The organism is Sphingobacterium sp. N143 (genome assembly GCF_030325625.1).
Taxonomy (GTDB): domain Bacteria; phylum Bacteroidota; class Bacteroidia; order Sphingobacteriales; family Sphingobacteriaceae; genus Sphingobacterium.
Genome location: NZ_JACAIS010000007.1, coordinates 304,624 through 326,573, shown reverse-complemented (window position 1 = coordinate 326,573; position 21,950 = coordinate 304,624). Strand labels below are relative to the sequence as shown.

The following is a 21,950-nucleotide window of genomic DNA, read 5'->3' as shown; positions in this document are numbered from 1 at the left end:
GTTTAGGTTTTAGTTAGGTTTTGTTTAGGTTTAACTTAGGTTATACCTAAACAAAACCTAATTTAATACTAAGCTATGTATAGACAAAAACTAAACTAAAGGATAAGAAGTCCAGAACTCTCCTTAATTTAGGGGTAACCAGGAATGCGCTATAGCCCTGTGGCGGCAGGGGTAAACTGGGCAGAACCTCCAAGTCCAGCACCTATTTCGTAGCATGGCCGGGGCAGATTCGCAGTGCAGACCGGTCAATCTTTTCTTCCTGACTCACATTTATAGCGACTTAAAAACAGTATTTATTTACCCCTAATACACTCCGAGTCTGGGCTAAGCCCAAGGTAAGTCCGTATTGAGTCCGTGTCTAACACGTTAAAACAACTGTAGCAGTACGGCTGCACCATGCCAGCACCTGCATTCCGGTAGCGTTAAAGCCCGATTCTGTTCCGAACAGTTCCCGAAACAGAACCGCTAAATGACCAAAAACAGGCCAATCACTTGGACTCAATGCCTGGAATCACTGTTTTTGTAAAGTAAAAGCATTCAAAAAAACCGCGGATCATAAAATATGAATTCAGCAGATTACTTCTCATAAAAAGCAAACGTCAAAAAGTGTGCAACCTCCCCCAATAGCTTTGTATAGTAGCTCAAATATAATTTAAGATAGAAACAGAATTAAGAAGAGAATGCATTGAGCCCTGTGATATCCTGGCCAGTAATCAATAAATGAATATCGTGAGTCCCTTCATAGGTAATAACTGACTCCAGATTCATCATATGTCGCATAATTGGAAAATCTCCGACAATACCCATTCCTCCCAAAATCTGCCGGGATTCACGCGCGATCTGTAAAGCCATATGCACATTATTCCGTTTGGCCATCGAAATCTGTTGCGGAGTTGCTTTCCCTTCATTCTTTAAAAGCCCCAAGCGCCAAGACAATAACTGGGCCTTCGTAATTTCTGTCAGGAATTCAGCCAATTTTTTCTGTTGCAACTGAAACCCGCCAATTGGCCGGTCAAATTGTTGACGCTCCAGCGCATATTGAACAGCCGTTTCATAACAGTCGATCGCCGCTCCTATCACACCCCAAGATATTCCATACCGTGCAGAATTCAAACAAGACAGCGGTCCACGCATCGAATTTACCTCAGGCAATACATTTTCAGCGGGAATAAAGACATCATGGAAAACCAGCTCGCCAGTTTTAGAAGCTCGTAAAGACCACTTATGTAATGTTTCCGGTGTTTCAAAACCATCCATTCCACGTTCAACAATTACTCCGCGTACTTTACCAGCCTCGTCACGTGCCCAGACCACAGCGAGATTGCATATCGGTGCATTTGTAATCCACATCTTTGCCCCATTCAACAGAAAACCACCATTCTTGGCAGTGAGGCGCGTTTCCATACCGCCCGGGTCAGATCCATGATTCGGTTCGGTTAAACCAAATGCCCCTATAAGCTCACCAGTTGCAAGTCCCGGCAAATATTTACGGCGTTGCTCCTCGCTACCATAGGTATATATCGGATACATCACCAAGGAAGATTGTACTGAGGCTGCTGAACGAACCGCGGAATCACCAGCCTCCAGTTCCTGCATAATCAAACCATAGGAAATCTGATCCAACCCAGCACCACCATATTCTTCAGGAATATAAGGCCCTAAAGCACCTATAGCCCCCAGCTTGGGCATCAATCCTTCAATTGCTTGATGTGCCTGTGCCGCATCTTCTATGACTGGTTTTATCTCTGACCGCACAAAATCCCGAACGGCATGACGGATAAGCTTGTGCTCCGCCGACAAAAGATCATCTATCTGAAAATAATCAACATTTATTTGTTTCATCATCGTATAGTCTACATTAGCTTCTCTAAGATAATAAAATATTTTCAAACTGAATAATATTCATTCACAACTTGTTTAACAGAATTTTATTCCCTATATTTAACACATTCCACGAATAAAATAAACAATTATGATAAAAAAAGAACTTAAAATACTCGGCATAACATCCCAGAATTTAGGCTCGTCAACAGGCCAACAATGGTTTTCTGGTGGTGAGGCGCTCGAATCCTTATCTCCTGTAGATGGAAAGCTCATCGCAAAAGTATCGGGTAGCAGCCAGAAGGATTATGAGGCAGTCATCGGTGATGCCCAAAATGCATTCAAAGCATGGCGACTTATTCCTGCTCCCAAGAGAGGAGACATTATCCGTCAACTAGGCGATAAATTACGAGAACTGAAACCAACACTCGGAAAATTAGTCTCCTATGAAATGGGAAAATCCTATCAAGAAGGCATGGGGGAAGTGCAAGAAATGATTGACATCTGTGACTTCGCGCTGGGGTTATCCCGACAGCTCTATGGCAATACCATCCATTCAGAACGTCCAGGTCATCGGATGTATGATCAATACCACCCTCTGGGTGTAGTCGGTATTATTACTGCCTTTAATTTCCCTGTAGCCGTGTGGGCATGGAATACGGCCATCGCTTTGGTTTGTGGCAACACAGTCGTATGGAAACCCAGTGAGAAAACGCCACTATGTGCCATTGCCTGCCAAAAACTATTAGCAGAAATCCTCCATAACAATGGATTACCTGAAGGTATCTCCAACCTGGTCATGGGCGACAAAGAAGTCGGCGAATGGCTTGCTGCTGACAACCGCATCTCCTTGGTGTCAGCAACAGGATCAACACGGATGGGAAAAGAAGTTGCTGTTACTGTCGCACAGCGCTTAGGCAAAACGCTACTGGAACTGGGTGGCAACAATGCGATTATTGTTACCCCGGATGCAGATCTCAATATGACAATCATCGGTGCTGTATTTGGTGCTGTGGGTACTGCAGGGCAACGCTGCACGAGCACACGACGACTGATTATCCACGAGAGCGTATATGAAAAAGTAAAGAAACAACTTATAAAAGCCTATGGCCAATTAAAAATAGGTGACCCTTTGGACAGCAAAAATCATGTAGGACCATTGATCGACAAAGCCGCCGTAAAATCATACTTAAACGCACTGGATAAAATTAAAACACAGGGAGGAAAGCTTCTTATTAAAGGGAAAGTACTAGAAGGGAAAGGTTACGAAAGTGGCTGCTATGTACAACCCGTTATTGCCGAAGTCGAAAATCATTATGAGATCGTACAACATGAAACTTTCGCTCCCATTCTATACTTAATAAAATACCAAGGCAACATAGGCAATGCGATCGCCTTGCAAAATGGTGTCAGCCAAGGCCTGTCCTCAGCTGTGATGACAAACAACCTGCGGGAAGCTGAACTATTTCTCAGTGCTGCTGGATCGGATTGTGGCATTGCCAATGTCAATATTGGCACCTCAGGTGCTGAAATCGGAGGCGCTTTCGGGGGAGAAAAAGAGACCGGTGGCGGCAGGGAATCGGGATCAGATGCATGGAAGGCATATATGCGCCGCCAGACAAACACCATTAATTACACAACGGACTTACCTTTAGCACAGGGTATTAAATTCGATTTATAAACCATTCAGATTCGAAATTATGAGCAACGTACATGAAAGACTAAGTAAACATATATTGGCAGACGGGTTTCCATTGGTCATGGATATGGAAAAATCGCACGGTTCTTATGTGGTCGACGAAAATGGAGATGAATACCTGGATATGTTTAGCATGTTTGCCTCCATGGCTGTTGGCTATAATCATCCCCATCTGGTCAAACACCGGGATTTTCTGGGCAAGATGGCGGTCAACAAGCCGGCTATATCGGACATCTACCCCAAAGAATTCGCAGATTTTGTGGATACCTTCGACCGTGTGGCCATACCCCAAGAGCTTTCTTATGCATTCTTTATTTCGGGTGGCACATTAGCAGTAGAAAATGCACTGAAAGCGGCCTTTGACTGGAAAACACGACTTAATTTTGCGCAAGGAATACAAAAAGAAGCAAGTCAGGTCATTCATTTCAAGCAAGCATTCCACGGGCGGTCTGGCTACACACTCTCATTAACAAATACGCAGGATCCCCGGAAATACATGTATTTTCCGAAATTCAACTGGCCCCGTATCAGCAACCCAAAACTCAGCTACCCTTTAACGGAAGAGCATATTGCCCAAACGATTGCGCTGGAAGAAAAGGCCATTTCAGAAATAAATCATGCCATCAGCAACAATCCCAATGACATTGCCTGTATCATTATTGAACCCATACAGGGGGAGGGAGGTGACAATCATTTTCGGAAAGATTTCTTATTAGCGCTACGCCGTATCTGTGACGAACATCAGATTCTCTTAATCTTTGATGAAGTTCAAACTGGACTAGGCATTACCGGAAAAATGTGGGCCTTTCAGCATTATGCTGTTACACCCGATATCATTGCCTTTGGAAAAAAATCTCAAGTGTGCGGCATATTGGCCAGTAAAGAAAAATTCGATCAGGTCGAGCATCATGTTTTTAAAGAATCAAGCCGAATAAATTCGACCTTTGGTGGGGATTTTATCGACATGCTCCGTTTTAAACTAATCTTGGAAGTCATAGAGCAAGAAAACCTAGTGGAGAATGCAGCTGAAAAAGGAGCATATCTTAAAAATAAGCTTCAGGAACTTATCAATGACAAACCACAGCTCAGCAATCTCAGGGGTGAGGGCCTATTCGTCGCCCTGGATTTTGATTCAGAAAGTGCACGCAACGAGTTTGTCAAAAGGGCCTTCGCCAACAAGTTGATCATGCTGGGCTGTGGTGAGAAAAGTATTCGTTTCAGACCACATCTCAACGTTAGCAAGGAAGATATTGACAAAACCATAGCGATTATCGCAAAAAGTCTATAACATAAAATGCAGTACGACTGGCGACAAATGACCAGGGTACTGCATTTCTCATGTATCGTTTATGTATTTAGCTTTTACAAACGTTCGGACGATCTATATCCACAAGTTCTGATATTCCATAATGATCAAAAAGATCCAGCAAGGCATCTGTACCTTCCTCCAATTTATAGTCCATTTCTTCCTTATACACTGGAATCATGGCATAGAAATTAATACGATTACCATCTTTTGTTTTTAACTCCAAAAACTCTTCTTCAAAACTCAACATAGGAGGCAATAGTAACATACAACCAAAGCCGGTATTTGCGATTTCTTCCGCATCCATACCATTGGGAATGGTATGCCCATAACCTAACCAGGTTTTATATTCGTGCGGAAAACGTGCAAGTCGTTTCAAAAAATAGACTGGCCAGTAGTTGTTATCATCCTGAAACTCCTCCTCCCCTATTTTCCAAGTTGAAGGAAGGACCACCATTAATTCAGCACGTTCATAAGCTTCCTTATCTTCGATCTCATCTGGAACGGTCATTGGCAAGTCGCTCATTCCTGAAGTTACCAAAATATTATAGGGATAATCCGCTGTAGGTTTGATCCAGTGCACATCTATATGTATAAGTTCTGAGATAATCTCGTGAAAGACCAAATCTGGTTGGGCTATATACTTGGCTAAATGTTCTTCTATCTCCTCCAGATAGACACATTCAACCTCTGGGAATAGCTCTTTTGGATCTTTTTCCTCAGGTTGATTTTCATAACGATAGATGGTTGAGCCTCCAGCGGTAACTTCAGTTTCTTTCTTTTCAGCAGCAGATTCCTCTTCTCCGCCGCTCATTATCTTTTTTACTTTATCCCAGAATGACATAGCAAATGAATAATAGGGTTAAAATTCTAGTTATAATTATATTTCAATTTATTCGAGCACCGCAACTACGGGTTGCCTAAATCTTGTCTTAACAGCCTTCCCTTTCACCAATGCCGGCATCCATTGTGGTGATTTCCGCATTGCGGCCAATACTGCTTTCGCAAATTCAGGACTTATTTTTTCGGGATTCTCAATTTCAATATTACAGATCGCTCCATCTTCACAAACGATAAAATTAAGAATCGCCATCTGCTGTGCCCCGTATTTTGAATAAGCCACACTATCCATGGCCCTCACCGTTTTGCTCAAGTCGAGATTATTTTGCAAAAATTTCGACCATGCCTTTATCCCGCCTTTAAAATAGGGAAAATCATCTACCTTTTGGACTAGACTATCTGCGGGAATGTTACGAACAGCGGCAGGCTGCGCCTGTCATGTCAAACAAACGATAAGAAGCAGGACTGTCGAAACAGAAATTTTAAAATTTGGTGAATACATAGCTAATCCCATCCATAATCATATCATTTTAACGCGTATCTGAAGCAACTTATTACTTTATTTTCTTCAGATTCAATTTAAGGGCATATCAACATCCGTAATAAAAGCACCTTGGTCATCCACCAAAAAGCTGATCGGGTGCTCGGGATCTTTAATAATCTCGAACAGTGTCAATCCCCAAGGCTTCCAGAAATTCTCCAGGACCTGACCATAGGTTTTATTCTGCCAATGGTCAAATATCGGCTTCATGGACATATCAGCTAAAGGCATAGGTTCGACATAGATCTTTTCTGCTGTATTCAAATAAGTATAGTCCGGTAACCGGTTAAATAAATACGCTGAATAGAAATAACGGGCACATAATTCCTCAAACTGAATTGGATGAAGTTTTTTCCCTTCTATAATCTTCAATATCTCCTCATGGTAAATATTATTCGTCGCATTATCTTGAAGGCAGGCAATAACCGCAAAATCTTTCATACGAATAGAAAAAATCAGTGTGTTTATTTCATCACGATACATAAAAGTATCAGGCGCATTATTTACTGGAACCACAACGAGCGAAAACGGAAATGTATTTTCAAACTCCATCGGAACGACCAACGACTGCAACATGGCGTGCAGATTAGTAAATCTTTGCGCCAAAGCCTGTGAAAAGTTCATGTCTTCACCGGAAGCTTTTTGTTGGCGGATTCCAGCAAGAATTTCGTTGTACACAACACCATAGATAATCTTTGACATCCATTGAAATAACACGACAGGATCCAGTTCTTTGACCGCCTGATAACCTTGTTCGAAAGCTTGCTCTACCGCACCCTCCATCTGTTCTATAGCATCAGCAACATGTATCGAGCAAGGCAGCTTCAATGATTTGTAAGTCACCAGATTTTCATCCAACATCTTAAAAGGTTTATCTTCTAACTGAAAGGATTTCATCATCCAAACAGGAAAAACCTGAATGGACTCTTCAGTAGATTGAAGCTTATTTCCGGTTAAAAAACAAATATTTGAATCAAACTGAAATTGTTTGAATGGATTATACAAAGTTGTCGCCATAATGCAGGCAAAGTTAAAACAAATCGAAAAGCCCACAAGAAAAGGAAACTCTTATTACGTTAAAGTGACGAGCAGGGTATATTGGAGATGGCTTCTTTACCCTACATTCACTTTAAAATTTTCGAATACCAGTGGAGCATTTACGATGGCGCCCTCACTGTTTTTAACACCTTTAAACTCGGAAGTCTTCCCTTTTTCTAAAAGATTCTTCATTTCTTTTTCTTCCAGAAAAATACCGTTCAATGTTCGCCAGATCTTAAAATCACAACCCCGGGCATAGTGATCACATTGCGCCACTTTATCATAGAGCAGGATTAACCCTTTTTCACATTTGGGACATTTTATTTTTCCCTTTTGTTGTGGTTTGACTTCCTCTTGCGCCAATGAAATTCGCAGAGTCAATAATTCTTTGGTAATTTTCGCTGTATAGTCCTTTATATGTTTCATAAACACATCATAAGAAACCTTATTGGCCCGCATTTCCTCCAGCTTTTGCTCCCATTTTCCAGTCAATGTTACCTTCGCAATCGAACGATCTTTCACGAGGTTGTACACCGCCAGTCCTTTTTCAGTCGGAATCAGTTTTTTCTTATCCCGTTTGATATAGTCGCGCTGAAAAAGTGTCTCTATCGTTGCAGCACGGGTAGCAGGTGTTCCCAAACCGCAATCTTTCATTGCCTGCCGCATTTCATCGTCTTCAATTTCTTTACCGGATGTTTCCATCGCTTTTAAGAGAGAAGCTTCAGTATGAATCGGACGAGCCTTGGTAAAACGCTCAGCAAGTTCCAACGTTAATATTTGCAGTAATTCCTCAGCCAGTAATTTGGGTAACTGTGCATTTTCATTGTCTTGGTCATCGTTGTTCTTATCTTCATCTGGGGCTTCTATCTGCTCAGCAGAAAGGCGCCAGCCGTACTGTTTGATGACCGTCCCTTTTGCGATCAGCTCCACACCTTGTGCATCTATCGTAACAGTGGTGATATCCTTGATACAGACTTCCGAAAAACTCTCGACCATGCGCTTAGCAATCATATTGTAAATATTTTGCTGTTCTTTAACCATTGGGCCAGGTTTCTCGTCAGTCACCAGTAAAGCATGGTGATCGGTCACTTTCTTATCATCGACAGAACGTTTATTCAATTTGGCCCCAATCAGATTTTTTGCAATGGAGGCCACAGATTCATCCGCTGTATCAGATAAGTGCTGAAATAGCTCTTCAATTTTTTCAAAAACATCTTCGCCGATATAACGAGACCCAGTCCGTGGATAAGTGATGACCTTTTTCTCGTAAAGCGTCTGTGCAATACTCAGGGTTTGGTCGGCTGAGTAACCATATTTTTTGTTCGCATCCTGCTGAAGGGAGGTTAAGTCAAACAATAAAGGAGGTTGTTCCTTTGTCTCTTTGGCCTCTACCCTGGCAACACGCGCATTTGTCCCAACAGTCAATCGAGCGATTGTCTGTTCGGCAACATCTTTTTTATCTATTTTATTTGAGGTAGCTTTAAAGCTGATATTATCTTTTTCAAAGCCGGCTTGGATTTTATAAAATGCCTGCGGCTTAAAATCCTTATTTTCGAGGTATCGCGAGCAGATCATCGCCAAAGTAGGTGTCTGTACCCTTCCCAAAGAAAGAAGTCCTTTATTTCCTGCCGCCAAGGTGATCGCCTGGGTAGCGTTAATACCGATCAGCCAATCCGATTCTGATCTCGATCGGGCAGACATGTATAAACTATCGTACTCAGTACCCTCTTTCAGATTCGCGAAACCTTCTTTGATGGCCTTATCTGTCTGACTTGAAATCCAAAGCCGTTTAAACGGGACCTTTGAACCCAAGAAGTAATAGATATTACGAAAGATTAGCTCACCTTCCCGACCGGCATCCGTCGCTACAATTATTTCTTCGGCCTGTTCTAATAATGACTTTATCGTATTAAGCTGTTTGACCACACCGGTATCATCCATCTGTTTTCCATCCCGCTTAACTTTCTTCGATTCAAGTTTAAATGCGGCAGGTATGATGGGAAGATTGGAAATAGTCCAGCTATTGTAACCGTAAGCCTGAGGTGTACACAATTGGACCAGATGCCCAAATGCATAAGTAAAGGCGTATCCATTTCCGGCAATATAGCCATCTTTCACTTCCTTTGCTCCCATCACTCGAGCTAGGTCCCGAGCAACAGATGGTTTTTCAGCAATTACAACTTTCATCTTTTATATTGAGATATGGGATGTTCGATTTGAGACGCTGGTCCTACAAGTTAACGCTTACCAAGATCACCATCTTTGATTTTTAAATAGGTTATACTAGATTATAACCTTCCTAACTTTCATTACCTACTCTATTGAGGGGATTGTTATCCCTTTAATCTTACGATAGAGCTCAATCGCGTATACATCCGTCATCCCTGACACAAAGTCCAGGACGCAACGGATTTTAGAATATGAATCTTGCTTATCGGTGTAGAACTGTTCAGGAATCAGCGCCACCAATTTTTTATCATAGTTGTTCTTGTTCTTTTTAAGATATGCCGGAACAAATTCTTTCAGCAATGCATCCATAACTCTATAACCTGCAATTTCGATTTGAACTACAGTAGGGGCGTTATAAATCTTTGCAACGGAAATTTTAGATATTTTGTTCATCTGCTGCACAATATCCACATCCAGGGCATCCATTAAAGCTGATGAGAAAGTGCCTGATAAAAATTTGTCCTGCTCGCGAACAAATACATCCACACAGCCTTTGATCAGTGTATTAATTGCCTTTGCCCTCAAAAGTGCCACCCGACTCGGCGTATCTTTTAACCCATCAAGACGGTCACGTAAATTTTCTGCTCCACATAATGGCAGCAAAAGCTCTTCCACTTCATGATAAGATAATATTTTCAGATGATGAGCATCTTCCAGGTCGATAATATTATAACAAATATCATCCGCAGCTTCCACCAGATACACTAAGGGATGTCTGAGATAACCCCTTGGATTGGAGGGATCTTTCAGCAAGCCTAATTCATTGGCAATTTTCGCAAATGCCTGTTGTTCTTCTGTGAAGAAGCCATACTTCTTGCGGTGATGGTTCTTCTTAAGATGACCGTCAATCGCCAGGCAAGGGTATTTTACAATCGAAGCTAAGGAAGTATAGGTCAACGCGAATCCTTTCGGATCCTTGCCCTGAAATGCATGTGTTAAAATCCGTAAGGCATTGGCATTTCCTTCAAAATGCGTCAGATCAGCCCACTCTTCTGCAGTTACCTGTTCTTGATATTTACGCCCTTCACCATCTGTGAAATAAGTAGAGATCGCAGACTCCCCAGAATGTCCAAATGCAGGATTACCCAAATCATGGGAAAGACAGGCTGCGGAAATAATATTTCCAACCTCTTGTAGAAATGGAAATTCAGCATCAATATTTGGATTTTCTTCTTTTAATTGCGCATAAAACATCCGGCCTAACGAACGCCCTACACTGGCTACTTCAAGACTATGGGTCAACCTATTGTGCACGAATACAGCGCCAGGAAGTGGGAATACCTGCGTTTTATTTTGTAATCTCCTAAATGGGGAAGAAAAGATCAAACGGTCATAATCCCGTTGAAATTCCGAGCGAGCAACAAGGTAACTATCCACACTCCGCTCTTCGTAGCCCCAGCGTTTTGCTGAGAGCAAATCTTTCCAATTCATTTTTTCAGACATACCGCAAACTTAGATAAATTTGCTTTTATATACAATTATATCAGTAGGCATAAACAAACGAAAAATACTTGACTTCTGTTACCTCCAATCGAGATGTTCATACTAAACCATACTATGTCCACAATTTATCCGGACAGCCTGATTTAAAATCATAAATTTTATAGGGATACAATGCTAAAGTCATTTTTATAAAACTTATATTCTGTATCTTTAGACTTCAATACCAATAGACAACAATCATGACGAAATATCAAGCACTTATTCCGCAACATTTTGAAGGGACAATTGAAGGGAAAAAGACCCACCTGCTTTTATTGAAAAATGAAGGCGGTATGCAAGTACTCTTAACGGATTATGGAGCACGTATCGTAAGCATCCTGGTGCCTGACAATAAAGGAAATTTAGTGGATGTGGCCCTTGGATTTGGTTCTATCGATGGCTATTTAAATTCGGACGAAAAATATCATGGTTGCACAGCAGGCCGTTTTGCCAACCGGATTGCAAATGGCCGATTTGAAATCAATGGGAAACAGTATACCCTCCCTCAAAATAATGGCACCAACTGCCTACATGGAGGTCTCTCTGGATTCCATGATAAAGTCTGGGACAGAAGGGTGACCTATCAATCCCATGTTGAATTTTATTATGTCTCCCAAGATGGTGAAGAAGGTTTTCCAGGGAATTTAAAAACCATGGTTTCCTATACATTGACCAGAAATAATGAGATCATTATTAAGTATCATGCTCAATCAGATGCCGACACACATATTAACCTGACCAACCATACCTATTTTAACCTAGATGGTGAAGGTAGCGGGGATGTCTTACAACAAGTTCTCCAGATCAATTCGGACGAAGTTCTTTTTGTGGATGAAGACCAGGTACCCAACGCCATTGTTCCCGTGGAAGGAACACCTTTTGATTTCCGTATCCCTAAACCTATTGTCCAGGATATTACAGCAAATAACGAACAACTTATTTCGGCAAAAGGATATGATCATTGTTATGTAAATAACAACCCTATATCCCACCCCTGTGCCACTGTATACTCCAAAAATACAGGAATTCAGCTGGATGTATTCACCACTGAGCCTGGCCTGCAGCTTTATACAGCAAATTGGATGACTGGAAACGATTTTGGCAAAAGAGGCTATAAATACCTACCCTATGCTGGATTCTGTTTAGAGACACAACATTTTCCAGACAGTCCCAATCAAGCCGAATTTCCTCCAACACTACTGAAAGCGGGTGAAGTCTTTGATTCGGAAACACACTTTAAGTTTTCTATTAAAAAATAAAGGAGATCGGTCAATATGATATTGACCGATCTCTTTTTATACATTGTTCTAATAAGGACAAGCTGTTATTTCAACAATTCATCTAAGGCTTTCTCCACCTTTTCAAAGCCAAAAGTAGCTTTTACTTGTTCAAACATACGTTGAATCTGGTCATTGCACAGATTCCCAATACTTCCTTCGTGCGTATGATTTACTTCCTTAGATGGCTTAAATCGACCTTCATCGATATCAATACCAATTTGCCGATAAGCTTCCCTAAAAGGTACTCCTTTAAGAACTTCATTATTGACAACTTCTACAGAGAATAAATAATCGTATTTAGGATCATCCAGAATATTGTCTTTCACCGATATATTTTCCAGCATGAACGTAGCTATTTCTAAGCATTCATTTAATGATTTAAATGCCGGAAAAAGATTTTCCTTCAGCAATTGCAGATCTCTGTGATAACCCGAAGGAAGGTTCGTGGTCATCAAGGCAATCTCATTGGGCAATGCCTGGATCTTGTTGCAACGTGAACGGATCAATTCAAAAACATCTGGGTTTTTCTTATGCGGCATGATACTTGAACCTGTAGTCAGATGCGCCGGAAAGGAAATAAAGCCAAAATTCTGATTAATATACAAGCAAACATCCATTGCAAATTTTGCCAATGTTGCCGCAATCGAACTCATTCCCTGTGCAAGAATCCTTTCGGTCTTACCGCGTCCCATCTGTGCATAAACTACATTGTAATTTAGGTCCTCAAATCCCAATAATTGCGTAGTCATGGTCCTATTCAAAGGGAAAGAAGAACCATATCCGGCAGCAGAGCCCAATGGATTTTTATTACAAACCTTCCAGGCGGCCTTCATCATTTCCAGATCATCTACCAGGCTTTCTGCATAAGCCCCAAACCACAGACCGAAGGACGATGGCATGGCAATCTGCAAATGGGTATATCCAGGAATCAGAATATGCTTATAACGCTCGCTTAATTGAATCAAAACATTGAAAAAAGCCTCTGTATTATGAATGATATTCTGAATTTCTGCACGAAAGTAGAGTTTTAGGTCGACAAGAACCTGATCATTGCGCGACCGACCAGCGTGAATCTTTTTCCCGGCTTCTCCAATGCGTCTGGTCAATAACATCTCGATCTGAGAATGTACATCTTCCACTGAATCATCAATCTGAAAGTCTCCGGCTAAAATTTCTTTATATATATTTTTTAATTCGCGTTGTACTGCGGCAAGGTCATCATCTGTCATCAAATTGATGCTATTCAACATACGCGTATGAGCCAAAGACCCCAATACATCCGCAGCTGCCAGCTGCAGGTCCATGACACGGTCGTTTCCGACCGTAAATGATTCTACAAAAGAATCAACATCTATATTTTTTTGCCAGATTTTCATCGATGATATTTACTTTAAAAAATGAATATGACAAAAATACCATTTGAAAACGGTTATATCAATGCCAATATTAGATACATTTCCGCGATCAATTGGCAATGAAACTCCGAAATTAAAGACACAAAAACATCCTGTTACAAAAAAAATAAAACGTTAAAAGTTTGTTAAATCGCAACAAACACATTTTATAAGTAATCACTCACTTTATTTTTAAAACTTATTTTGTCAGTTTTTTAAGTATTCCTATGTTTGTAGTGTAAGGGAGATGAAGAAATAAAAGTTGGTAGGGTTAGTAAATACTTACCACTTTAAATACACCGAATTTTTAAAACCAAATATGATAGACCTCAACGTCTTAAAACTTGCAAGAAATTACCTAACCAATTGTGAATCGAAATTTAAAGGCACGTCAAACCAAGATGTGCCTTTTTTCGTGCACATTCCGGTATGGTGATCCTGACCGCTAGTAGGTCGTATGATTCTTCCCTAAAATCCTTATCTTTGTTTATCATATTGAGAATATTCACCATAAAACGTATACGATGGGAACAGAAAGCAAGAGACAGCAACGTTTTGCTGGAGTCATTCAACAGGATTTAGCAGGATTATTTCAGCGCGATGGCAATTCGTGGGCTCCTGGAGCATTCATTACAGTTACACGTGTTCGGGTCACGCCTGATTTGGCTATTGCCCGCGTGTATTTAAGCTTTCTGAATACAAAAACTGCCCAGGAAGATATTAAAGCAATTCGTACCAAAACGTCTGAAATACGTTATAAATTGGGAGCGAAAATTAAAAATCAGGTGAAGATCGTGCCACAGCTGGAGTTTTTCTTGGATGACACCAACGAGTATGTGGAACATATGGACAAACTTTTTGAAGAAATAAGCAAGGAACCGCGTCAACCAGAATAATGCCACAAACATCCGCTTGCTTAACGAACAATGGTATTTGAACTGGACAGTAGCACACTGGAGTTTCCACATCCAAGCTATGCTGAAAAAGATGGCTTGCTGGCCATTGGTGGTGATCTGAAGCCTGATCGCCTGTTATTGGCTTACAGCAATGGTATTTTTCCTTGGTTTAGTGAGGATACACCAATATTATGGTACGCCCCAGACCCACGCTTTGTCATCTATCCAGAAGCAATAAAGGTCAGCAAAAGCATGGCTTCCATCATCCGGAAAAATACATTTTCCATCTCCATGGATCGATGCTTTAAAGAGGTCATCCAGAGCTGTGCCACCATCAATAGAAATGATCAAGAGGGAACATGGATCACTAGAGACATGATGCAGGCTTATACCACTTTGTTCGAAATGGGTTATGCTCATTCCATCGAGGTATGGAAGGGAGAAGCTCTTGTCGGTGGGCTGTACGGTGTGCTCATCAATGGTGTGTTCTGTGGTGAAAGCATGTTCTCCAAAGAGGCTAATGCCTCCAAAACTGCATTGATTTATCTGGCAAAGGAGATTGATATACAATTAATAGACTGCCAATTTCATACTCCTCACTTAGCAAGCATGGGAGGTGAATATCTTTCTTTATCTGACTATTTAGCGCTATTAACAAAAAGACCAAAAATATGAACAGTCCATACAGCGAACATTTTGACATCGCTTCAGATGTAACATACTTGACAACACCAGGCTCAGGACTACTTTCACGTGAAACAAAGCAGTGGCGTGTAAATAGGGACCAGGAATTTTTCGATGCTGGCTCAACACTTCGTGAGCAGCAGGCTTCGGCTTTGGATGCCTGCCGAAATACCATCGGCCATTTCTTCAACTGCCCCAGCAGCAACATATTTTTATCAAGCTGTTTTTCTGTCGCGTTCAATACCTTATTGGCTGGCCTCCCCAAACACTATAAAGTATTGCTGCTGGACAATGATTACCCTTCGGTTAACTTTCCTACCATATTAAATGGGTTTGAACATCAATTTGTTACCATGGATGAGCAATTGGAGACCAATATATTGGACGCCATAGCAACCTTTAAGCCACAGGTACTTATGCTGTCCATTGTCCAATATATTTCGGGATTAAAAATAGATCTTTCTTTTATACAGGAGCTTAAACATCAGCACCCCGATTTATTGATCATTGGCGATGGAACTCAATTTTTAGGAACTGACCTTTTTGATTTTGACCGTTCGGGATTTGATGCTGTCCTATCCAGTGGCTATAAATGGTTAATGGCTGGTTTCGGAAATGGTTTTGTCCTCCTCCAGGACAGACTTAAGGAAATCCTTTATGCCAGCATACAGAAAGATTATAGTTTTTTGGACAATCAATGGATGAACAAATCAGTCGTACAGTTATGTTTCGAACCAGGGCATCTGGACACCTTGGCTCAGGGGACCTTGCAACAGTCGTTACTACAGCTTGAACAATGGGGCTATGCTAAAACTGTCAGGTACACCCAGCAATTGATATCCCAGTTACGCAGTGAGTTGTCGAACAGAAAACTCTTGTTAAACACCATCGCAAACCGACGGCCACAGAGCAATATTTTCAACATACAGATCAATCCCGAAAACTTCCAACTTTTACTGGATGAAGGGATCAAATGTTTTCCACGAGGTACTGGTATCCGTATAGGACTTCACCTGTACAATGATCACTCAGACCTGGAAAGGCTATTACATATTATTGATACTAAAGTAAAATAAACATGAAATTCAGAATAGGAGATTTAGTCCGTTTTGTTGATGAACCCATTGAGGGGCATATTACATCCATGCAGGCTAACAATATAGTAGGAGTCACTGATGACACTGGCTTTGAAATACCTGTGCCAATGGACAAAATCACACTCGTCTTTGGCAACATGCGCCGGGCGGACGATGAACTTGATCAGCATGCAGCTCCCTTGACTCCAAATCGATTTGTGGAGAAAGGGATATTATTAGCGATTTCGGGAGACCATAAAGATGGATTGGCCAAGTTACACATCATCAATGAAACAAGCTATGAGCTATTGGTATCTGTATCAGAAGCTACCGCGAATAAAGTCAAAGGAGTCTTTAGCAATAAGATCCCACCACACGATTCGATCCAATTCTATACTGGTAACTTCGCCAATGTTGGCAAATGGCCGACATTCCGTTTCCAAATTATCAGACATAGCAGTAGTTTGCAGGAACTGACCTCCCCAATCAATAGAGAGCAACGTGTACGTCCCGTGGACTTGACCAACCCGAAAGTATTTCATGATATCCTGGACGAAAAAATTTGGTCCTATGAATTGGATAAGGCTGAAGAGGATCTAGGCCTGGACAGATTAAAAGCACATTTTATTCCACATCGCCCTCAAAAGAAATAAGCTAGATGACTTCATCTAGCTTATTTCTTTTGAGGCTATATCTTCTGCTGAATCGTTCTCAACAACGGTCATCTTCTTTGTACTCCATAGAAGAAGCAGGATACCGATTAGGTAAACAATCCAACCCCAACGCATATGCAGAGATTTTGAAAGCAACTTATCCGTAAATCCCCACCCCAAATAATTGTTGATTTTAAACCAAACCGCAGCAATACTCAGCAGATACCAACATGCTGCCAGCCTGACCATCCAATTATAGGCACGTACAGCCCGGACAAAAAATAATAATGCCGTGATTCCCAGAATCAGCATCGTAACAAAAAATAAATAAGCGTCTACTTGATACAGATTCCAGTTCCCTTTAATAGGGACTTTTAAAAATGGAGTCATGCTGGACAAAAAGCTTATGGTCAATCCGACAATGGCAAAATACTTTCTAATGATAATCATGATAAACTCAATAAAACTGTCACTAAGATAACTGGTTTTCTATTTTTTGAAAAATTAATCTATTTTTAATAACGCTACTGTTTACAGCTATTGTGTGAAAATATCATAAGATCCAGAAAGCGAATACAACGATAGAAGGGCCTTCATTGGACGACATACCCATACACTGCAGCAGTTCCAGCATCGGCAATAACGAATAATTTACTGGCTTTGGTATCACGAAATCTCTGTCACGCAACCTAGTGATGAAAATCATTCAGTATCAAAACCAAACAAAAAAACACTGAAAAACAACTTATTACATTCAAAAACAAACTATTTAAAATCTTTCTAAATTAATCCGTTTGACAGATTTTTGACACAAGCACAAAGCTTTTAAGCTACATTTGTACCGTTAAATATAAGCGAGGGATTAGAGCTTTGAAAAATCTTAAAGTATTAGCGTTTACTCATAAACATGTCGAACTAAAAGATCTAGGTAATCTAGTGATCTGCAATGAGGATTTAGAGAGTCGACTCATAAATCTAAAACATAGTCTAGATATTCCGGAAATCTTTTATATTGGTACTTGTAACCGGGTAGAGTTTGTATTTTATGGCGCTCATGAACTGACCAACGAATTCATTGCCGACTTTATGGGCAAATTGAATTTTTGTGTTCCACAAGAGCGGTTACAATGTTATCTGGGCCAGGTCAATAAATACGAAGGCATGGATGCGCTACATCATTTGCTTCGCATGTCCTGTTCACTTGAAAGTCTTGTTGTTGGAGAGAAAGAAATTCTTGCACAGGTCCGTAGAGCTTATGACCGTTGTAGAGAAGCTGGCTTCACCGGAGATTTCCTTCGCTTAATGATGGATAGACTTGTAAAAACAGCTAAGGAAGTTTATACATATACTAAAATTTCCAGAAATCCAATTTCTGTTGTCTCACTTGCATATCGGAAATTACGTGAACTTAAGCTTGTGGAAAATCCAAGAATTCTAATTATTGGCTCAGGCGAAACTAATCAGAATTTAGCAAAGTATTTCCAAAAGAACCAAAAGGCAAAATTTGTTGTTTTTAACCGTACGCTTGAAAATGCTAAGATCTTGGCGGAAGAATTAAATGCCGAGGCCTATCCCCTAGCAGATATCTACCAATATAAAAATGGCTTTGACATATTGATTACATGTACTGGTGCACCAACTTCAATTATTGACAACGATTTATATCAATCACTGTTAAACGGTGAGACCGATAAGAAAATCATCATCGATTTGGCTGTTCCAAATGACATTGATGCCGAAATCATCAAAAACAACCCGGTTCATTATATTGAAGTAAGCAGTTTGCAAGCGATTGCTGAGAAAAATATTCAGGAACGCTATAATGAGTTAGAAAGCGCCGAAAAAATCATCCAGGATAATATCCAGGAGTTTTTACCTTTGATCAAGCAGAGACGTGTAGAAGTTGCTATGCGCGAGGTTCCTGAAAAAATCAAAGAAATTAAATCATTTGCCTTAAATGAAGTCTTTGCCCAAGAGGTACAGGCCTTGACCCCTGAAGCAAGAGAAGTCCTGGAAAAAGTCATCAACTACATGGAAAAGAAATACATCAAGGTACCCATGGTGATGGCCAAAGAAATTTTGGTTAAAACACCAGAAACCGAAAAAAACTAATTTCAGGAACACCACAACGATAACTATCGCAGCCTAAATTTTTCGTTTTGTTCGTTCATTACCTCTGGCTTTGGCAGAAGTATAGGCTGATCTTTTGTCTAAGATCCGCGTAGCCTCCTCTCCTTTGTTATTTAAATTTACCTGATCCGTACTAATCCATAGATAATGACAGTAACGTGTCAACATATTCCACCTATTTATTTATTTTTGCTTCAATAAATGGTATTAAAAATTAGGTAAAGTAATATTAACGTGAATAGAAAACTAATTATTGGCACCCGGGGAAGCGTTCTTGCGATGTGGCAAGCAAATTTTGTAAAAGATCGATTGGCAGAAATCGGAATTGAAGCAGAATTAAAAGTTATCAAAACTCAAGGTGATATCGTTCAACATCTCCGTTTAGACAAACTGGAAGGTAAAGGTTTTTTCACCAAGGAGCTTGAAGAAGAACTCTTGAACGGAACCATTGACTTAGCTGTACATTCACACAAAGACTTACCTACGATCAATCCTCCAGGCCTGATCATCGCTGCTGTTTCTGAACGTGAAAATCCGGCTGAGCTGTTGATCATCCACAAAGATTGTGTAGATATCAAAAAGCGCTTATCCTTAAAGCATAACGCGACTGTGGGCACATCATCCAATCGTAGAAAGGCACAGATCTCGGCCTTGCGTCCGGATTTGGAATTCGACGATCTCCGTGGCAATTTGCAAACAAGAATGCAGAAGTTACGTGATGAGCAATATGATGCGATTGTGCTGGCCAAAGCTGGCATCAGCCGGATCGAAATGGATATTTCAGATTTCCATGTGGAAGAAATTCCACCGGTGGAAATTATTCCTGCTCCTGCACAAGGGGTCTTGGCAATTCAGATCCGTGAAGCAGATAAAGAACTCTTTGATGCCCTACAACCGCTCAATAACGAAGAAGTAGCGACGACGATTTCCGTAGAACGTCTGGTGTTGAACAAATTTGATGCGGGCTGTCATGCTCCCCTGGGATGTTATTGCCGTAAAACTGGAGATGAGTATGAGGCCTGGGCATCCATAGCTGAAACAAGTGAAGATTTCCCAGACCGGGTATATCTCAGAGATACAGACCCCAAACGACTTGCGGAACGTATTTTTAGCAAGTACGCACAGGACCGGAGATTACCACAGTCTGTTTTTATTTCTAGGGAGGTGGATGAAAATTCGTATTTCGCACGTGCAATGGCAAAGCACAACATCGCAATTGATGGACGTTCATTGATCAAAATATTTCCGATCATCAATAAATTGGATCCATTTATTTTAAAACACGTCGACTGGATTATATTCTCCAGCAAAAATGGTATTGAACACTTCTTCAACCTTGAACCCCGTTTAAGCAAAAAAACCAAAATTGGTGTCATTGGCCGTGGTTCGGAAGACATCCTGCGCAAATATGATCGTGTTGCAGATTTTTCGGGAGATAGTGAAGGTATAAATATGGAGGAGATTGCGAAAAAATTTGCAGAATTGGCCAATGGCGGCACCGTGCTTATTCCACGGGCAAAAGAATCCCTAGAAACTATTCAGAAAGCACTGAGCCCTGATACAAAGGTCATTAATATCCCTGTTTATGAAACTGTTTTGGAAGAACAGGTTGACCCATCCAGTGCCGAAGTACTGGTCTTTACCAGTCCAAGTAATGTGGAAGCGTATTTTGCGGACAATCTTTTAGAACCAGGTCAGAAAGTCATCTGCATAGGCCGTTCTACCGGTGCAAAATTTGATGAAATGAATGTTCCCTATACACTCCCTTATTCGCCAGATGAAATCGGTCTATCAGAGGCTGTTTTTGGCTTAACATATTAAGTAAATATAAGGAGCACTGCTAGTGTATTTGTATTGATATTGAAGATTTGCAAATAAATTAAAAATAATGTTACAACGTCCGAGAAGAAATCGTAAATCTGCCGTGATTCGCGACATGATTCAAGAGACACGTTTAGACGCGTCAAATTTGATTTTCCCACTTTTTATTGTCGATGGGCAAAATCAAAAAACTGAAGTTAAATCAATGCCTGGCATCTACCGCTATTCAATAGACAATTTATTGAAAGAGGTAGAAAGCTGCCTGAAGCTGGGATTACGTTCATTTGATCTTTTTCCAAATATTGAAGAGTCCCTTAAAGATAAATACGCCACAGAAAGTTATCGTGATGGGAGCCTATATTTACGTGCCATCGCAGCAGTAAAGAAAAACTTTCCGGAAGCATGTATTGTGACCGATGTAGCAATGGACCCTTACAGCAGCGATGGACATGACGGGATTGTCGAAAACGGAGAGATCCTAAATGATGAAACACTGGAAGTACTGGGCAAAATGGCCCTAGCACATGCACAATCAGGCGCGGATATTATTGCTCCTTCGGATATGATGGATGGACGGATTGGCTATATTCGTGAATTACTGGATCACAATGGGTTTACTCATGTATCCCTAATGTCCTACACAGCCAAGTATGCCTCTGCTTACTACGGTCCATTCAGAGATGCCCTAGGCTCTGCACCAAAACATGGAGATAAGAAAACTTATCAGATGAATCCGGCTAATGCTAAAGAGGCCCTGATTGAAGCCCAATTGGACGCACAGGAAGGAGCAGATTTCTTAATGGTCAAACCTGGCCTTCCTTACCTGGATATTGTCAAACTCCTGGCGGACAACTTTGACCTTCCCATTGCGGTATACAATGTCAGTGGAGAATACGCCATGCTGAAAGCTGCTATTCAAAATGGTTGGCTGGATGAACGTGTTATATTGGAAACTTTATTAAGTTTCAGACGTGCCGGGGCAACAGCAATTTTATCATACCACTCCAAAGAAGTGTTGGAAAAAGGATATATTAATATTTAGATTGCCGCGGAAATTGGT

At 40.9% G+C, this 21,950-nt stretch carries 18 protein-coding genes; 10 read left to right on the top strand and 8 right to left on the bottom strand.

Going from position 1 to position 21,950, the window contains the following annotated elements:
• Nucleotides 1-669: 669 nt before the first annotated feature.
• On the bottom strand, nt 670-1,845 hold the full coding sequence (locus tag HX021_RS15240) for an acyl-CoA dehydrogenase family protein (protein WP_502959007.1): 1,176 nt from the start codon (nt 1,843-1,845) through the stop codon (nt 670-672).
• 127 nt (nt 1,846-1,972) lie between these two features.
• On the opposite strand from HX021_RS15240, the gene amaB reads away from it, so the two are divergent.
• Nucleotides 1,973-3,502: an L-piperidine-6-carboxylate dehydrogenase gene (amaB, locus tag HX021_RS15235; RefSeq protein WP_286591308.1), complete on the top strand. Its 1,530-nt coding sequence runs from the start codon at nt 1,973-1,975 to the stop codon at nt 3,500-3,502.
• A gap of 19 nt (nt 3,503-3,521) precedes the next feature.
• Nucleotides 3,522-4,808 (top strand): L-lysine 6-transaminase, encoded by a 1,287-nt coding sequence (gene lat / locus HX021_RS15230; RefSeq protein ID WP_286591307.1) that lies wholly within the window; start codon nt 3,522-3,524, stop codon nt 4,806-4,808.
• Nucleotides 4,809-4,875: 67 nt separating this feature from the next.
• Here lat and HX021_RS15225 read toward each other — a convergent pair whose 3' ends face one another.
• From HX021_RS15225 to HX021_RS15205, 5 genes are all read right to left on the bottom strand, one after another.
• Nucleotides 4,876-5,670 (bottom strand): suppressor of fused domain protein, encoded by a 795-nt coding sequence (locus HX021_RS15225; protein WP_286591306.1) that lies wholly within the window; start codon nt 5,668-5,670, stop codon nt 4,876-4,878.
• A gap of 48 nt (nt 5,671-5,718) precedes the next feature.
• Nucleotides 5,719-5,979, bottom strand: coding sequence for an energy transducer TonB (locus HX021_RS15220; RefSeq protein WP_286591305.1), 261 nt, complete (start codon nt 5,977-5,979; stop codon nt 5,719-5,721).
• A 261-nt stretch (nt 5,980-6,240) separates the two neighbouring features.
• Nucleotides 6,241-7,224 carry a hypothetical protein gene (locus tag HX021_RS15215; protein ID WP_286591304.1) on the bottom strand — a complete coding sequence of 328 codons (984 nt, stop codon included), beginning with the start codon at nt 7,222-7,224 and terminating at the stop codon, nt 6,241-6,243.
• Between the two features lie 96 nt (nt 7,225-7,320).
• Complete coding sequence (locus HX021_RS15210) at nt 7,321-9,432, bottom strand: type IA DNA topoisomerase (protein WP_286591303.1); 2,112 nt, start codon at nt 9,430-9,432, stop codon at nt 7,321-7,323.
• 126 nt (nt 9,433-9,558) lie between these two features.
• Nucleotides 9,559-10,917 (bottom strand): deoxyguanosinetriphosphate triphosphohydrolase, encoded by a 1,359-nt coding sequence (locus tag HX021_RS15205; RefSeq protein WP_286591302.1) that lies wholly within the window; start codon nt 10,915-10,917, stop codon nt 9,559-9,561.
• 239 nt (nt 10,918-11,156) lie between these two features.
• On the opposite strand from HX021_RS15205, the gene HX021_RS15200 reads away from it, so the two are divergent.
• Nucleotides 11,157-12,215 (top strand): aldose epimerase family protein, encoded by a 1,059-nt coding sequence (locus HX021_RS15200; RefSeq protein ID WP_286591301.1) that lies wholly within the window; start codon nt 11,157-11,159, stop codon nt 12,213-12,215.
• 65 nt (nt 12,216-12,280) lie between these two features.
• Here the strand turns inward: HX021_RS15200 and argH are convergent, their stop codons facing one another.
• A complete protein-coding gene (argH, locus tag HX021_RS15195; RefSeq protein WP_286591300.1) occupies nt 12,281-13,612 on the bottom strand; it encodes an argininosuccinate lyase in 1,332 nt (443 codons plus the stop codon).
• Between the two features lie 542 nt (nt 13,613-14,154).
• Between argH and rbfA the strand changes: the two genes are divergently transcribed.
• From rbfA to HX021_RS15175, 4 genes are read left to right on the top strand one after another with little or no spacing between them, the layout of a single operon-like run.
• Nucleotides 14,155-14,526: a 30S ribosome-binding factor RbfA gene (gene rbfA / locus HX021_RS15190; RefSeq protein ID WP_286591299.1), complete on the top strand. Its 372-nt coding sequence runs from the start codon at nt 14,155-14,157 to the stop codon at nt 14,524-14,526.
• A 30-nt stretch (nt 14,527-14,556) separates the two neighbouring features.
• Nucleotides 14,557-15,201, top strand: coding sequence for a leucyl/phenylalanyl-tRNA--protein transferase (gene aat, locus HX021_RS15185; RefSeq protein ID WP_286591298.1), 645 nt, complete (start codon nt 14,557-14,559; stop codon nt 15,199-15,201).
• Nucleotides 15,198-16,286: an aminotransferase class V-fold PLP-dependent enzyme gene (locus HX021_RS15180; protein ID WP_286591297.1), complete on the top strand. Its 1,089-nt coding sequence runs from the start codon at nt 15,198-15,200 to the stop codon at nt 16,284-16,286. Before aat ends, HX021_RS15180 begins: the two co-directional genes overlap by 4 nt.
• A gap of 2 nt (nt 16,287-16,288) precedes the next feature.
• Nucleotides 16,289-16,939 (top strand): DUF8465 domain-containing protein, encoded by a 651-nt coding sequence (locus tag HX021_RS15175; protein WP_286591296.1) that lies wholly within the window; start codon nt 16,289-16,291, stop codon nt 16,937-16,939.
• A 15-nt stretch (nt 16,940-16,954) separates the two neighbouring features.
• Here HX021_RS15175 and HX021_RS15170 read toward each other — a convergent pair whose 3' ends face one another.
• Nucleotides 16,955-17,389 carry a hypothetical protein gene (locus tag HX021_RS15170; RefSeq protein WP_286591295.1) on the bottom strand — a complete coding sequence of 145 codons (435 nt, stop codon included), beginning with the start codon at nt 17,387-17,389 and terminating at the stop codon, nt 16,955-16,957.
• Between the two features lie 420 nt (nt 17,390-17,809).
• Here HX021_RS15170 and hemA point away from each other — a divergent pair, with 420 nt between their 5' ends.
• From hemA to hemB, 3 genes are all read left to right on the top strand, one after another.
• Nucleotides 17,810-19,051, top strand: a complete 1,242-nt coding sequence (gene hemA, locus HX021_RS15165) for a glutamyl-tRNA reductase (protein ID WP_286591294.1) — start codon at nt 17,810-17,812, stop codon at nt 19,049-19,051.
• Between the two features lie 252 nt (nt 19,052-19,303).
• Nucleotides 19,304-20,890 carry a hydroxymethylbilane synthase gene (hemC, locus tag HX021_RS15160; RefSeq protein ID WP_286591292.1) on the top strand — a complete coding sequence of 529 codons (1,587 nt, stop codon included), beginning with the start codon at nt 19,304-19,306 and terminating at the stop codon, nt 20,888-20,890.
• A gap of 67 nt (nt 20,891-20,957) precedes the next feature.
• The gene (hemB, locus tag HX021_RS15155; protein WP_286591290.1) at nt 20,958-21,932 is read left to right on the top strand and encodes a porphobilinogen synthase; all 975 of its coding nucleotides are present in this window, start codon (nt 20,958-20,960) and stop codon (nt 21,930-21,932) included.
• Nucleotides 21,933-21,950 lie beyond the last annotated feature (18 nt).